At 62.7% G+C, this 15,276-nt stretch carries 10 protein-coding genes, 1 tRNA gene and 1 other RNA gene; 6 read left to right on the forward strand and 6 right to left on the reverse strand.

Translation table 11 applies throughout. The features are described from left to right. Nucleotides 1–28 precede the first annotated feature (28 nt). The 3 genes from KTJ77_RS09710 to ffs all read right to left on the reverse strand — a co-directional run bounded on the left by KTJ77_RS09710 (nucleotide 29) and on the right by ffs (nucleotide 3,572). Complete coding sequence (locus KTJ77_RS09710) at nucleotides 29–1,255, reverse strand: acetate kinase (protein WP_217338185.1); 1,227 nt, start codon at nucleotides 1,253–1,255, stop codon at nucleotides 29–31. 9 nt (nucleotides 1,256–1,264) lie between these two features. After that, nucleotides 1,265–3,382, reverse strand: a complete 2,118-nt coding sequence (gene pta, locus KTJ77_RS09715) for a phosphate acetyltransferase (RefSeq protein ID WP_217338186.1) — start codon at nucleotides 3,380–3,382, stop codon at nucleotides 1,265–1,267. A 93-nt stretch (nucleotides 3,383–3,475) separates the two neighbouring features. Then, nucleotides 3,476–3,572, reverse strand: an RNA gene (gene ffs, locus KTJ77_RS09720) — signal recognition particle sRNA small type. A gap of 129 nt (nucleotides 3,573–3,701) precedes the next feature. Between ffs and KTJ77_RS09725 the strand changes: the two genes are divergently transcribed. From KTJ77_RS09725 to KTJ77_RS09745, 5 genes are all read left to right on the forward strand, one after another. Further along, complete coding sequence (locus tag KTJ77_RS09725; protein WP_217338434.1) at nucleotides 3,702–4,670, forward strand: MoxR family ATPase; 969 nt, start codon at nucleotides 3,702–3,704, stop codon at nucleotides 4,668–4,670. A gap of 2 nt (nucleotides 4,671–4,672) precedes the next feature. After that, nucleotides 4,673–5,932 (forward strand): DUF58 domain-containing protein, encoded by a 1,260-nt coding sequence (locus KTJ77_RS09730; protein WP_217338187.1) that lies wholly within the window; start codon nucleotides 4,673–4,675, stop codon nucleotides 5,930–5,932. After that, nucleotides 5,919–8,381 carry a DUF3488 and transglutaminase-like domain-containing protein gene (locus tag KTJ77_RS09735; RefSeq protein WP_217338188.1) on the forward strand — a complete coding sequence of 821 codons (2,463 nt, stop codon included), beginning with the start codon at nucleotides 5,919–5,921 and terminating at the stop codon, nucleotides 8,379–8,381. Before KTJ77_RS09730 ends, KTJ77_RS09735 begins: the two co-directional genes overlap by 14 nt. 184 nt (nucleotides 8,382–8,565) lie before the next feature. After that, nucleotides 8,566–8,655: transfer RNA gene (locus tag KTJ77_RS09740), tRNA-Ser, on the forward strand. A gap of 422 nt (nucleotides 8,656–9,077) precedes the next feature. Then, nucleotides 9,078–9,425, forward strand: a complete 348-nt coding sequence (locus KTJ77_RS09745) for a nuclear transport factor 2 family protein (protein WP_217338189.1) — start codon at nucleotides 9,078–9,080, stop codon at nucleotides 9,423–9,425. 62 nt (nucleotides 9,426–9,487) lie between these two features. Here KTJ77_RS09745 and KTJ77_RS09750 read toward each other — a convergent pair whose 3' ends face one another. Further along, on the reverse strand, nucleotides 9,488–9,886 hold the full coding sequence (locus tag KTJ77_RS09750; protein ID WP_217338435.1) for a YccF domain-containing protein: 399 nt from the start codon (nucleotides 9,884–9,886) through the stop codon (nucleotides 9,488–9,490). 131 nt (nucleotides 9,887–10,017) lie between these two features. Here KTJ77_RS09750 and KTJ77_RS09755 point away from each other — a divergent pair, with 131 nt between their 5' ends. Then, entirely contained in the window at nucleotides 10,018–11,175 is a 1,158-nt protein-coding gene (locus tag KTJ77_RS09755) for an epoxide hydrolase family protein (RefSeq protein ID WP_217338190.1), read from the forward strand. Nucleotides 11,176–11,248: 73 nt separating this feature from the next. Here the strand turns inward: KTJ77_RS09755 and KTJ77_RS09760 are convergent, their stop codons facing one another. After that, a complete protein-coding gene (locus KTJ77_RS09760) occupies nucleotides 11,249–14,005 on the reverse strand; it encodes a hypothetical protein (protein ID WP_217338191.1) in 2,757 nt (918 codons plus the stop codon). A 557-nt stretch (nucleotides 14,006–14,562) separates the two neighbouring features. Continuing rightward, complete coding sequence (locus tag KTJ77_RS09765) at nucleotides 14,563–15,264, reverse strand: NADPH-dependent F420 reductase (RefSeq protein WP_367948885.1); 702 nt, start codon at nucleotides 15,262–15,264, stop codon at nucleotides 14,563–14,565. Nucleotides 15,265–15,276: the final 12 nt, after the last annotated feature.

Consider the following 15,276-nt stretch of genomic DNA (forward strand, 5'->3'; position numbering starts at 1 on the left):
CGTAACGGTGTGGAACGTTCCAGGTCACTCAGGCAGTAGCTTGCAGCGTCTGGCGTGCAATCTCTAGTTCTTCATTGGTCGGAACCACGAGAACAGCCACAGGGGAATCGTCTGTGGAAATCACGTGGATTCCCGGAGCACTTTCGTTATTGCGCTTCTCGTCGATGTTGATGCCAGCCCATTCCATGTTTGCAAGGGCTTCGGCGCGTACCGGGGCGGCGTTCTCACCGACGCCTGCCGTGAACGAAATCACATCCACGCCGCCAAGCTGCGCAAGGTAGGACCCGACGTAGGAACGGAGGCGGTGCACGTAGACGTCAAACGCGAGTGTGGCCACTTCTTCGCCAGCGGCGCGACCGGCAAGCACATCACGCATGTCGGCCTTACCCGTCATGCCGAGCAGGCCGCTCTTCTTGTTCAGCAGGTGGTCGAGGTCGTCAATAGACATCTCGTGGCGGCGGTGCAGTTGAAACAGCACAGCAGGGTCGATGTCGCCCGAGCGGGTGCCCATGACGAGGCCTTCCAGCGGTGTGAAGCCCATCGAGGTGTCCACCGAACGACCACCGTTCACCGCGCACATCGATGCGCCGTTGCCCAAGTGCATGACGATCTGCTTGAGGTCTGCATTGTCGCGACCGAGAAAATCTGCCGCAGCCTGCGACACATACTTGTGACTGGTTCCGTGGAATCCGTACTTACGAATACGGTGTAGCCGCGCAATCTCCGCGTCGATCGCATACGTGTACGCCGACGGTGCGAGGGTCTGATGAAACGCCGTGTCGAAGACGGCGACGTGCGGAACCGTTCCAAAGGCTTTGCGTGCCGCGACGATACCAGCCAGCGCGCCCGGGTTGTGCAGGGGCGCAAGCATCGAAAGATCGTCGATATTGATCTCGACAAGCGGTGTAATCACGGTGGGCTCAAAGAATCGTGCTCCACCGTGCACAACGCGGTGGCCGACGGCGACCGGAGGGTAATCCGTCAGCGACGGGCCATCAATGGCGAATGCGTCAAGCATCGCCTGGAATCCGGCCGTGTGGTTAGGGATAGGCTGCTGCCGCTCGATCGTCTGCTTGTCGATCGTGGGAGCTGCCTCCCCCTTTTCCAGCGAATAGTACTTCGTGTGGGTCGTGGTTCCGAGGCCCTCACCAATCCGCTCCACCAGACCGGCGGCCAAAACCCGCTCGGTGTTCATGTCGAGCAGCTGGTACTTAAACGAGCTGGATCCGCTGTTGACGACGAGTACGGTGCTCACGTTTTGTCCTTAACCCTGGGCCTGAATTGCCGTAATGGCGACGGTGTTGACGATGTCGGCGACGAGCGCGCCACGCGACAGGTCGTTGATGGGCTTGTTCAATCCCTGCAGCACCGGGCCGATGGCGAGAGCCCCTGCCGAACGCTGCACGGCCTTGTACGTGTTGTTGCCGGTGTTGAGATCGGGGAACACAAAGACCGTGGCCTGCCCCGCGACGGGTGAGCCGGGCATTTTCTTCGCCGCGACGGCAGCATCCGTGGCGGCGTCGTACTGGATCGGCCCTTCGACGAGTAGTTCTGGCGCCCGTTCGCGTACCAAAACGGTGGCCTCGCGGACCTTATCGACGTCTGCTCCGGAACCAGAGTCTCCGGTTGAGTAGGACAGCATGGCGACGCGGGGGCTGATGCCGAATTGGCTTGCGGTGGCCGCGGACGATATCGCAATGTCGGCGAGCTGGTCGCTCGTGGGGTCGGGAATGACCGCACAGTCGCCGTACACCAGAACACGGTCGGCAAGCGCCATCAAGAACACGCTCGAGACAACCGAGGTTCGCGGCTTGGTCTTGATGATTTCGAATGCCGGGCGAATCGTGTGCGCCGTGGTGTGTGCCGCGCCAGACACCATGCCGTCAGCGAGCCCCAGGTGCACCATCATGGTTCCGAAGTACGAAACATCGGTGACCGTGTCAGCCGCTTGCTCAAGGGTCACGCCCTTGTGCGCGCGAAGGGCGGCGTACTCGGCGGCGAACTTAGCGACGTACTCCGGGTCGAACGGGCTCACGATGTGAGCACCTTCGAGCGAAACACCGAGCTCCGTTGCCCTGGCGGTGATGGCATCCACATCGCCGAGGATCGTGAGGTCGGCCATATTGCGGGCAAGTACCGTCGACGCAGCCCGCAGAATGCGGTCGTCGTTGCCCTCGGGCAGCACGATGCGCTTGCGGTTGGCGCGGGCACGCTCGACGAGCGCGTATTCAAACATGAGCGGCGTGACGACGACGGGCTTAGCGAGGCCGACGGCTGCCGCGAGCGCTTCTTCGTCGACGTGCGCGCTAAACAGAGCGAGCGCGGTGTCGTAGCGGCGCTGTGCGTCAAGCTCCATCCGGCCGCGCGCGTTCATGACACGCACCGCGGTGTCGAACGTACCGAGGTCGGTGGTGATGATGGGAAGCGGCGACGAAAGTCCCTCGAGCAGACGGGTCACTTCACCTGGCAACTCGAACGGGCCGTTCAGGATGACGGCGCTCATTGTCGGGAATGTGCCCGACTCATGTGCGAGCAGCGTCGCCAGCAAGACGTCAGTGCGGTCGGCGGCAATAACGACAGCAGCATCAGGAGTGAGTCGCGGCAACACGTTCACCATCGACATGCCTGCCACCACGACGCTGAGCACCTCACGAGTCAGGAGTTCGTGATCTCCGCGAATGAGAGTGCCGTCAACCGCGCGAATGATGTCACGCACCGAGGGTGCGACAAGTGTGCGGTCTTCTGGGATCGCCCAGACCGGAACGGTGCGGCCGAGGTCAGCTTCAATGGCTTGCCCCACGGCACCGGTAATCTCAGCAAGCGCATCGGGGTCGGCACGGTTCACGACGACGCCGAGGAGGTCGGCGCGGTCAGAAGCGAGTTCGGTCACCGCGAGGTCGGCTGCCTGCGCAACCTGCAGCGCGCTTCGTGCCGTCGTGGTTCCGAGTCGTTCCGCCTGAGCCTGTTGGTCGCGCCCGCCGAGCACAAGCAGCACGGGGGCACCGAGGTTGGCGGCAATGCGCGCATTGAAGCTGAGCTCTGCGGGGCTCGACACATCCGTGTAGTCGCTACCGAGAATGACGACGGCATCGCACTGCGCTTCGACGGCTTTGAACCGCGCGACGATCGTGGCGAGCGCCGTGTCCGGATCTGCGCGCACGTCGTCGTAGGTGGTTCCGATGCACTCGTCGTAGCTGAGGTCAGCGCCGTCGTGGGCGAGCAGCATCTCGAGCACATAGTCCGGCTCAGATGTGGAACGGGCAATCGCGCGAAATACGCCGACGCGGGGAGCAGATCGGGCCAGCGTTCGAAGAACGCCGAGAGCGATCGTTGATTTTCCGGAGTGTCCTTCGGCCGATGAGATGTAAATGCTCTGAGCCACGCTCTAACCCTACGCTTGCGCCAGTGGCGACCCTGCCTAAAAAAGAAGGGCGCCGAAGCGCCCAGGGTTCTCCGAAGAGTCGCCGCGAGAAAAGATTAAGACCCTCCGCGCACCCGGCAGAGCCTGGTTACCCTTGCTACGTTTCCGTCCTGGGGGAGTTGGCCTGGATACCGCCGCGCGGAGAGCTGGTTCTATCTTACAGGCTTCTGACAGTGCTGTTGTCCGCTCCCCCGCTTTGCCGGTTCGCGCTAGCATCGAGCCAACAATGACGTTGACCGTGATGGGTGGCCTGATGCAAGATTCTGAAGCTCGCGAACTGATGACCCCTGACGAGTTCCGCGCGCTTACGACGGCGATCACCGATTCTGTGGGAACCGTCATTGATGGCAAGCCTGGCGCGCTCAGCGCCGCATTGGTGTGTCTGCTGGCCGAGGGTCATCTGCTCATCGAAGACGTTCCGGGGGTCGGCAAGACGATGCTCGCGAGGGCTTTGGCTTCATCGATGGATGCCGTCGTGCGTCGCATCCAGTTCACCCCCGACCTGTTGCCAGGCGACGTCACGGGCGTGTCGGTGTTCAACCCGGTTACCCGTGAGTTTGAGTTCAAGCCTGGTGCGGTGTTCGCCAACATCGTGATCGCCGATGAGATTAACCGCGCCTCCCCCAAGACGCAGTCGGCATTGCTTGAAGCCATGGAAGAACACCAGGTCACTGTCGATGGTGAGACGCACCAATTGCCTGCACCTTTTCTTGTCGTTGCGACGCAGAACCCGCTCGAGATGGAAGGCACGTACGCGCTTCCGGAAGCTCAGCGCGACCGTTTCATGATGCGCCTGTCGATGGGGTATCCCGACGCCGCTGCAGAAATGGCGATGCTTCGTCAACGAGATGTGCGTAACCCGCTCGAAGGCGTGAAGGCCGTCGTCGACGCCGCCACCGTGCGCCGCCTGATTTGGTTCGCGCGCAACATTCACGTCTCCCCCGTTATTGAGTCGTACGCAGTGCAACTCATTCAGGCCACACGCACTCACCCGGAAGTGCGTCTGGGCGCAAGCCCGCGCGCAACCCTGCAGCTGGTGCGAGCGGCAAAAGTGTGGGCGGCGTTGAACGATCGCGCTTTTGTCATTCCGGATGACATCACCGATCTGCTCGAGCCGGTTCTGGCTCACCGGTTGATTCCGACGCGCGCGGTGTCTGGATCGCGATCGCGGTCGACGACCGATGCCGTCGCCGACATCCTGGCCTCCGTCGCCCGGTCAACACCTGTTCCCATCGCCACACGGGGCTGAGCATGCAAACGCGGCTGGCCCTGACGTTTCGCGGATGGTGTGTGCTCATCATTGGTGCGATCGCTGTGTGGGGTGCCACCCTCATCGCGCTGCCGGATCTGGCCTACATCGGGTGCATCCTCCTCGCGGCGATCGCGGCCGCAGCTGCATGGCAGGTGATCGGTCGCAAGGCGGGCGAGCTGAGTCGGAGTGTGTCGACAGAACTTCTGTCGGTGGGACATGAGTCAACGATCGAAGTGCAGTTTCGCGCGCAAGCGCTGATGCCGACACCTGTCGGGCAATGCACAGACACCTTGCCAGACGCCTTACGCGGAGACGCCACGGCGACCCTCCCTTCCATCGGATCAACGCTGAACCGTGGGGTGCAGACTCTCACAGTGCGCTATCCCGTAACCGGCGTGCGACGCGGCGTGCACCGGGTCGGCCCGCTCCGCGTGACCATCGCCGATCCGTTTGGCTTGCTTCGCCGCCACACATCGCTCGGCGACGCGACGGCCATCACCATCGCCCCCGCCCTGGTTCCGCTTGCCGCACTGCCCGTCTCCGCAGGCGAGTCTGGCGGATCACTGCACTCCAGCACGTCGCACCTGGGTGAGGGAGCCGACAACCTGATCGCTCGGCCGTATGCTCCCGGTGATTCGATGCGCCGAATTCACTGGCGTGCGACCGCACATCGCGACCAGCTCATGGTGCGACAAGAGGAGAAGGAATCAACGCCTCGTGCGATCGTCATTTTGGATCGCGCTATCATGCGGTGGCAGCCACAGGCCGGACAATCCGACGCGAAAGATCCCGCCTTTGAGACCACGCTGTCGCTGTGCGTTTCTGTTGCCGCGCGCCTCATGTACGAGGGGTACCTGGTCTACATCTGCGACCAGGACGGCATTGAGCTCTGCGACCCGCTCGCCGATGACGTCGATATCCCTGGCATGCTCAGCGCGTTCGCGACGCTGACTACGCGTGGAAGTGACCGTTGGGATCAACTGCGCACGCTCGCCCCTGAAGGCGGGGCAGGGCCGGTGGTGTTGCTGACCCGTGGTGTGAGCCCGCACGAGGCAGCTGCGATTGCGCCTCTCGCCCACGCGTCGACATTTGCCGTGCTGTTCGCTGCTGACTCTGACCCACACGCGCTCGACGAATGTCATCACGCGGGTTGGCGCACCAGCACGGTTGCGGCCGCCGCTATCGACAGGCGCGACGATGCGGTGCTGACGGCGTGGCTCACGGCGCTCGAACAGGGGGCGTCGCGTGTCGATTCGTGAGGCGGAACCACGGATTGCGCCGGGTGCGTCGCCGTGGGATAGTGCGCAGGGCGTTGCCATGGGTGCGGTATCGGGGCTAGGCGCGTCGCCCGTTCGCCGTGCAAGACGGTCGGCACCCGATTTGCTGCTCAGTGGCCTCGCCGCGGCGCTCCTCACCGCAGGAATCTTTTCTCTGCTCGGCCCGATCATCGTGGGCCCATGGATCGTCACGTCGATCGTCGTCATTGTGATTGTGTTCGGCGCTGGCTACCTGCTCAGGCGTCTTCACGTACCGCTCGCCGTGGTTCCGCTCGTGCAAATGGTGCTGTTGATCGGCGTGCTGACGCTGTTCTTCGCGCAGGCGACCGCTCTCTTCGGCGTGGTTCCGACGGATCGCACCGTTGAGTTGTTGCAGTGGCTCATGCCGCGCGCGGTGAATGACATCGTGTTCGGTATTGCGCCGATGGTGGCGTCTGAAGCACTCACCTTCGCCCTGGTAGCGGCCGCAGGGCTCTTAGCAATCGTGCTCGACGTGCTCGTCGTCAGCGCACGGTTGCCGATCTTGGGCGGCGTTGCCGTTCTGATTGTGAGCCTTATTCCGCCACTCATCGTGCCGGGGCCCGTTAATCTGAACGCGCTTATCCCGATCGTGGTGCTGATGTTTTTGGCAACGCGACGCGTCACGGCGCTGGCCGAGCGTCGCCTTTCGCCTCAGGCTGAGCGCGGCGGCCCCGCAACGTCAGCTGCTGTCATGTTGGTGGCGGCACTCGTTGTCGGCGGCGCTGTTGCCCCGCTGATCGAGGGGCCGCGTTCGCAGATCATCCCCGGCTTCGGGCCGGCTATGAGCATCTCCCCGTCGCTGAGCCTGGGAGATGATCTCCGGCAACCGCGCGAAACCGATGTGCTCACCATCTCAAGCGACCGCACTACCCCCGCCTATCTGCGTATTTCGACGCTCAATACCTTCAACGGCAAGACATGGATCGCGAGCCCAGACACCGCAGCCGGATCGCTCGGCACCCTCGCCTCGACGCCCACTGTCGACGTGGCGCCAGATATGCGTGTGACGGAATACACCTCAGCGATCATCGTGAAGAATCTTGCGCTGGACTGGCTGCCGCTGCCCTACCCCGCCGTCAAAGTTTCTGGATTGACGGGTGAGTGGCAAGCGGGAGGAGATACGCGCACAGCGCGTGCCGCCGACGAAGAGACCACCGCAGGCAACCAGACCTACACCGTGCTGAGTCGAGAAGTTCGTCCGTCTGCTGAGCAGATTCGTGCTGCGCAAACCGGCGCCGCGCGCTATCCGGACCTCGCTATCCTTCCTGCGGAGACGCCCGCCGTCGTCAGCGAGCTCGCCACGAGCGTGACCGCTGAAGCCACGAACGACTACGACCGACTTGTCGCGCTGCAAACCTGGTTCCGTTCATCGGAGTTTGAGTATTCACTCGACGCGCCCGTTGAAGATGGATTCGACGGCGACAGCATGGAGGCGATCGATCGTTTTCTGGAAGTGCGTGCCGGATACTGTGCACACTTCGCGGCAGCTTTCACCCTCATGGCGCGCTCACTCGACATGCCGGCGCGCATCGTGGTTGGGTTCTTGCCAGGCGAGTCAACCGACGATGTCGACGACGATAACCAGCGCATCTTCAAGGTGACCTCGAGCCAGCTACACGCGTGGCCGGAAGTTTACTTTGAGGGCATCGGATGGGTGCCGTTTGAGCCGACGCCGTCGCTGGGTACGCCAACGTCGTTTGCCGCCAGCCAGCCGGCGGACGCCGGTGGCACAGAGGTGGGCGCGACTGTCGCACCTACCGAAGCGCCGACCGTGCCCGATGAGACGGTGGCTCCGTCAGTCGCCCCGACAAGCGAAGCGTCATCGGGCACAAAAGCCGCGCCGTTCCCCTGGGTGCCGTTGCTGGTAGTCATCGTCGTCATTGCTCTGGTGCTGTTGATTCCGGCGGCGGCGCGCGCCGTGGTGCGATCGTCACGAACCAGCGCGATCCGTGAGGGCTCTGCCGTTGCTGCCTGGCGCGAAGTGGTCGCAACCGCAGCCGACTACGGAATCGCACCATCGGCCATGATCTCTGCTCGAGAGACCGGTGTGCAGTTGGTGTCGCGCGGGGCGCCGAGCAGTGCGATAACGGCCCTGGTGACCGCGATCGAGCGCGCATCGTATGGTTCCGGACACACATGGGATGCCGACAACGGTGCCGCTATGGCTACCGCGGTGGGCGAGGTCCGCGCCGGGCTGCGTTCGCAAACCGATACCGCCCGGCGCATCATCGCTGTCCTGTTCCCCCGGTCTCTGGTCTCGATACCGTTGCTCAACATCGCCTCTCGCGGCGACCGTGCTGCATCGCGCAGAGATGATCAACTCGTCGGTGTGTTCGGCGCGACGATGGCCGGAGCTCGTACTCGCGGGCGAGGTCTGCGCAACCCGACCGACACCGACGCAACGCGCTAGATGGCGGGGGCGGCTCGCGCTGTTTGTGGGGTTATTTGCGGGGCTGTTTGCGGGAAGCCGGGCGGGTGAGGGAGACGCACCCTGCTTGGCAATTTGTCACGTCGTGCGCAACTTTGGCGCGGCACGGCCGATGTGGTTCGCCGCACCCTCCGCGACAGGGTAGGCTAGTCGAGGCTTACGCCAAGGAGAATTCGCCTAGTGGCCTATGGCGCACGCTTGGAAAGCGTGTTGGGTGTTAAAGCCCTCGGGGGTTCGAATCCCCCATTCTCCGCCACATGAGTAACGCGTCGCCCCGCAGGGGTGGCGCGTTACTCATTTATCAGGCAGCGCCCTGCCACGACTCTGCTCGTGGTTCCGCACCCCCTGGTTCCGCACCTCTCCATGCCTTTCCGCCCCCCCCTGGCGCCACACTCTTCGTCGTGAGAACAGGAAAACACCGCGACAGCAGGAAAGTTCTGCGCGTTTCTTCCCGTTGTCGCGACATTTACCTCCCCTCAGGACATCGGGGCGGGGCTCGCAACCACGGCACAGTGCTGAAACCAGGCCGCGCGAGACCCCAATGCGTTGCAGCATATTTCGCGGATGCCGCCACTTTTTGCGCGTTTCGCGAGGCCCGGCTGCAAAACGCTCTCCCGCGCGACGAGGTTGTGTGGGAGGATCGACGCCCAAGGCCAGGTTCAACGGTGAGGAGACGGCATGAGCGAAATGAAGATGCCCGCGGCTGTGCAACACATGATCGATGCGATCAACGATGGCGACACCGATGCGTTTGTTGCGGCGTTCACAACAGACGGAACCATCAATGACTGGGGTCGAGTGCTGAGCGGCGAGAATGGGTTGCGGCAATGGGCCCGCACCGACGCCATCGGCGCGAACGCGGAGATGACCGTCATCACGGCCGTCACTCACGGAGCAACGACGCGCGTTAGGTTCGGCTGGTCGAGCGAGGCATTCAACGGCGAGTCATCGGGAGTCTTCGAAGTCGCCAACGACCTCGTCCGCAGTTTCAGCATCTTAGAAGCCGACGCCGAGCGCGCCGAATAGCCCTCGCCTCGGCTGGCCGACTTACGCCTGTCTGCCCGTGGCGGGCGTGAAGGCCAACAGCGCTACGCTGCGTCGCCGAACGGGCTCTTTCGCGTCGACACGATGCGTGCTCCAAGCGGCATCAATGACACCGGAATCAGCTTGAAGTCGGCGATCGCCATCGGAATACCAATAATCGTCAGGCAGAGCGCGATGCCGGAAATAATGTGCGCAAGTGCGAGCCACCAGCCCGCCAAGATGAGCCAAATCACGTTGCCGAGGAGCGAGGCGACGCCGGCGTTCTCTTTCGGGATGACAGTGCGCCCGAACGGCCAAATCGCGAACCACGCGATGCGGAATGACGCGATGCCCCAAGGGATGCCGATGATCGTAATCGACAACAAAACGCCGGCAAGCATATAGCCGAGGAAGAGAATCCAGCCGGACAACACCAGCCAGATGATGTTGAGAATGAAACGAATCATGCGCCTATCGTTGCACGCGCTTTGCCGCTTCAAAAGCTCATCAACCCGAGATTCTTTCCACATTGACTTATTCAGCCTTACCTGCCAAGCTGACCAAGCAGGTGCTTGGTAGCTCAACGAGGAGCGACATGTTTCAGGTTCATCCGTTTCGTATCGACGTGTCCGACCATGCGATCACAGAACTTAAAGATCGCCTAGATTCGACGCGTCTCCCCCACGATTTCAACAACGACGACGGAACCTATGGGCTGGAGGCACGCTGGCTAGCAGACATGCTGCGTTACTGGCGCGAGGACTTCGACTGGCGCAGTGTCGAAGCACGCATGAACGCTGTACCGCAGTTTCTTGCGACAATCGACGACACTCCAATACATTTTCAGCACGTCAAGGGGCTCGGGAAACGAGTTGTACCGATCATCCTCTGCCATGGATGGCCCTGGACATTCTGGGACTGGAAGGGCGTGATCGGCCCTCTCAGCGATCCACTCGCTTACGGCCTCCCTGACGACATAGCGTTCGACGTTGTCGTGCCCTCGTTGCCAGGCTTCGCTTATTCTTCGCCCATTGACCGGGGCATCGGATGTCGAGAGACAGCCCGCCTCTTCAATACGCTGATGACGACGCTACTCGGGTATGAGACGTACGTTGCTGCTGGCGGCGACTGGGGTGGCAAGGTTGCAGGTGAACTCGCCCTGATGCATCCCGCTTCAGTTCTCGCTTCGTACACGACGTTGCAGGCGGTCCCTGGACATACCGCACCCCTCGACACAGAGGGACGGTTCTCTGACGATGAACGATGGATGGCCGAGCGCCTCGCAGAAGCCTTACCCACCATGACCAGCCATCTTGAGGTGCACCGCCGCGATCCGCAGACACTCGCGTATGCGCTCAACGACTCCCCCGCGGGCTTGGCCGCATGGATTTGGGAACGTCGTCGCGCCTGGCGCGATCCGGCGACTCTGACTGACATCGATGCAGATCGCGAGTTTCTTTGTACAACGGCCTCGCTCTTTTGGTTCACGCAAACCATCGGAACCTCGATGCGGTTCTATAGCGAAAACTTCGGCGACAAGTTGCCCGCTATGCCAGAGAAATCGCAGCCACCGCGCATGGGTTTTGGCATTCTGCCAAAAGACATCTTGTTCCTTCCCCGCGCAGAGGCAGACGCTGCGGCCGACGTCGTTCACTGGTCGCGGCTGGCAGAGGGCGGACATTTCTCGGCCTACGAGGTTCCGGATCTGCTAGCCGCGGATATTCGTGAGTTTGTCGTCGGACTTGACTGCTGACAGCTCCGATACAGAAAAGGGGTGACCCACCGAGCGAGGTACTCGACAGGCCACCCTCATCGCAGGGCCGCTGCTATGCGCGGTGTCGGCGGCGTGCAGTCAGAAGCCCTCCGCCAATCACCAGCATCAGCGCTAGCGCGCCGATGAGCATCGGCACCGGAGCGGCACCGGTGTGAGCGAGGGCGGAACCATGAGTTGCACTGGTTCCGTTGCCTCCTCCCGCAGCGGAACCAGCGGAGGCGTTGATTCCGTTGTCCCCCGCTGTCGCGGAGCCGCCTGAAGCAGCTCCAGAGGCACCCGAGCCTTCTGACGACGCAGATCCCGCTGCTTCTGCAGCTCCTGAGGCATCAGCCGCACCCGACGGGTCTTCCGATCCCGAGGAGGCTGCTGTGCCTGACGAGTCGGCCGTACCTGACGAGTCAGCAGTACCGGACGAGCCCGTCGAATCAGCCGTCCCCGAGGAATCAGCCGTACCAGCGGAATCAGCCGTTCCAGCCGAGTCAGCCGTTCCAGCCGAGTCAGCCGCAGCGGACGAATCAACCGAACCCGCGGAGTCTGCGGTTCCAGCCGAATTAGCCGTTCCCGAAGAATCTGCCGTACCCGACGAGCCCGCGGTACCCGACGAGTCTGCCGTACCCGACGAGCCCGCGGTACCCGACGAGGCAGCTTCACCCGACGAGCCAGCGTCACCCGAAGAACCCGAAGAACCCGAACTATCAACCGAACCCGACGAATCTGCCGTACCCGAAGAGTCCGCCGTACCCGAAGAGTCCGCGGTACCCGACGAGGCAGCCGACCCCGACGAATCAGCTTCACCCGACGAGCCAGCGTCACCCGAAGAACCCGAAGAACCCGAACTATCAACCGAACCCGACGAGTCTGCCGTACCTGACGAATCCGCGGCACCCGACGAGGTAGCCGACCCCGACGAATCAGCTTCACCCGACGAATCAGCTTCGCCCGACGAATCAGCGTCACCCGACGAATCAGCTTCGCCCGACGAGTCAGCGTCACCCGACGAGGCGGCGTCACCCGATGCATCCGCAGCGCCCGACGAATCAGTTTGACCGCTAGGGTCGGCAGCGCCCGAAGAGTCGGCAGTTGCATCATCTTCGAGGTTGTAATCAATGTTTCGGCTCTGTGCCTGCAGGAAGATCGACGGGGTCGCGGGTACGTATCGAGCCGCGAGCACGTGAGCGCCCGGAGCAAGCGCCGGGATCACCAGGTCTGCTCCTCCGTCGACGAGGGAAATTGGATCGTCGGCCGCGACACCATCAACCACTAATTGAACCTGCCCTTCAACGATGGGGGTTGTGCCGGTCGTTCGGGTGCTAACCGAATCATCGATCGCGGTGGCGACAACGGCGACAATGCCTGGCGCACCGGGGGTTGCGTCCACGTCGGCAACCAGATCGACGTTCCACGCAGTGACCTCTACCGCGGCTGTGGCCTCGGCAGGCGCGAACAGCTCATCGCCGGAGTACGCGCCGGTAACCTGCAGAATTTGCGGGTAGGTGGTCGTAACTGCGAACTGGGCGAGCCCATCAACGACGGAGACAACGTCACCGGAACCATTTGAGACAGAAAAATCTACCGAGCCGGTGAGCGCGCGGTTGTCGTTCGCCTCGCCGGACAGAACCTCTGCGGTAACGACGACGGACCGACCAGCCTTGACGGATGCATTCGCAATGTCAAGGGAAACGGGGCTGCGTACCGTTGTCACGGTATCCGAAATAGAGCTCGCGCCGAAGGCGTTAGGGTCACGAGGCGTGAATGTTGCGGAAACCGATTCTTCACCGGCCGGAGCATCGAACGTGAAGTTGGTTACAGCAATGCCATCAACCAGCGCCACAGGCGCAGTCGTGCTCGTACCGAATGTGAAAACAACGGCGCCTTCCGCTGCCGTTCCATCGCTGTCAGCTACCTCAGCGGTGAAAGTCGCTGGCAATCCCACCGCAGGCATCGCCGGCACCACACTAAGCGTTGTCGTCGTCTGTTTCGGCGCCGCTACGACCATGAGAGTGGTTGTGTGTTCCGCTGCCCGTACGGTCGAATCGGCTGGCGTGAAAACCGATCGCATTGTGTGTGCGCCGACGTCGAGACCGGGTAACGTCCACAGCGACTGCGCCCCAGTCGAGGGCACCGTCCCGAGCGATACACCGTCGATAAAGAGCTCTGTCGTTCCTGTCGCCGACCTTCCGCCCGGAACGGATACCGTTGTCGTTGCTGAGAACGGAACATCCGCGACGATACGTTCAGGCACGCCGTGTGAGACGCTGGCTTGGAAAAGGAAGTTGAGCACAATCGTTCCCGCTGGTTGCGTCCGCTGCGGGCGCTGGCTGCTGGAAATAACCCTCTGACCGTCCACTGAACCGGCGACGTAGTGTGCACCTCCCGCTCCACCACCGGCAGGGTTGCTGGCAAGGATTGACGACTGCCCCGGGCCTCCGGCCGAATAGCCGCCGCCACCGCCACCGCCGCCACCGCCACCGGCATTTGCTGGCGAATTCGCCGCGGCCATCGCATGTGGGCCCTGGTTATATTCGCGCGGGCTACTTCCCCCTGCTCCGGCTGCTCCGCCGCGGGCACCGCCAGTCGACGCGGCGCTCCCAGCCAGGCCGCCAGCTCCACCAGCACCTCCGTTGCGGCCGCTGCCATTTCCTGCGCCGCCACCGCCACCGCCACCGCCTGCCACCGCGATGAGCGTTCCGTACGATGTGCTGAGCGAGGCAGACCCACCACCACCGCCACCCCATCCGCCGATCGTACCGGGCGTATTGTGCCCGCTGTTCCCACGGCCGCCGGGCGACCAGCCCGTGCCGGGATTCATAGTCGAAGCGTTCGACGCCCCAAAAGCGTAAAGAACATTCGCGGGACCGCGAGGAATCAGAACCTCGACTTGTCCACCAAGCCCCGCGGCACCGCCGTTCCCACCCCACATTCCTTGACCGGCGAACCCATCGCCGCCAGAGAGCGTGGCTTGCACATGGGTCGCCCCGTTGGGCCAAGCGACGCGTTCTTGAGATGTTCCGGTCACCGTCGCGGTCGTTCCGCCGTTCGACCACGAGATCGCCGCGTGGGCTGGTGCCGCGAAAACAAGCGACGATGCCGCGATCAGTCCAAGAGTTGATAGGGCTGCAGCGCTTGTGCGGCGTAATCGCGGAGGACGAGTTCGTGTAGAAGTTTTCATTGTGTCCTTGTTCGGGTAGCTTGCCACGTAAGTGGAATCACTGAACAAGTATGGACTGCCTCCATAAACATCTGCAAGCTCACCCCTGACTGTAGTCATTAGTGGTAGCGGAGGTTAAGGCAACACTGTTCAACCCTGCGAGCCACGCGGTGATATTCCAAAAGTTCTCAGCAGGGTTTTCAAGCCCGGTGAAGTCTCTACCGAAGCAGGGTTTCCAGCGCCGCAGCAGACAGCGTCGCCCCGAAAAGCGGCTGCCCGGGTTGCAGCGCATACGTCGCCGCGAGCGACCCGACCATCACAGGGTCAAACCCGACCGCATCTACCCACGCCGCAACCGTGGTTCCGGCGTCCGCATCATTGGCCGCCACGGCGACGCCCCACCGATGCGGGTCACCAGAAACCCGCGCGCCACCGGCCAGATCCTTGTACGCGACGTGGTTGAACGCCTTGACGACGCGCGCCCGATCAAACCACCGTTGCACGAGCATGCTCGTCGGCGTCGACGGATCATCAAAGTCGGGCCGCGGCCCATCTGCCTCATCCCAGTGGTTCATCGGGTCAACAACGATGGTTCTGTCGAAGAGAGAACCATCGAGAACTTCGGCATCGCTGAGCGGAATCGCCAGCACCACGATGTCAGCGGCAGTCACCTCGTCGAGAGACGCCGGCGTGGCAGCAATGTCAAAGCTCTCGAGAACGCGCGCCGTGCGCGCGAGGGGGCCGGAACCATGAATCACGACCGAGAGTCCAGCAGCAAGCGAGAGCCGCGCGAGGGTGCGCCCGAGCTTACCCGCGCCAACAATCCCGATTGTCTCCGCCGCGCTCGCCGCCATGCTTCTCTCATCTTCCTGCGTCGCGTGCACGTGAGACACACCGTGAATAATGCGGTTCGGCCCCACGACACCGTTTAA

Origin of the sequence: Microbacterium sp. NC79, assembly GCF_019061125.1 — a bacterium.
Classification (GTDB): domain Bacteria; phylum Actinomycetota; class Actinomycetes; order Actinomycetales; family Microbacteriaceae; genus Microbacterium.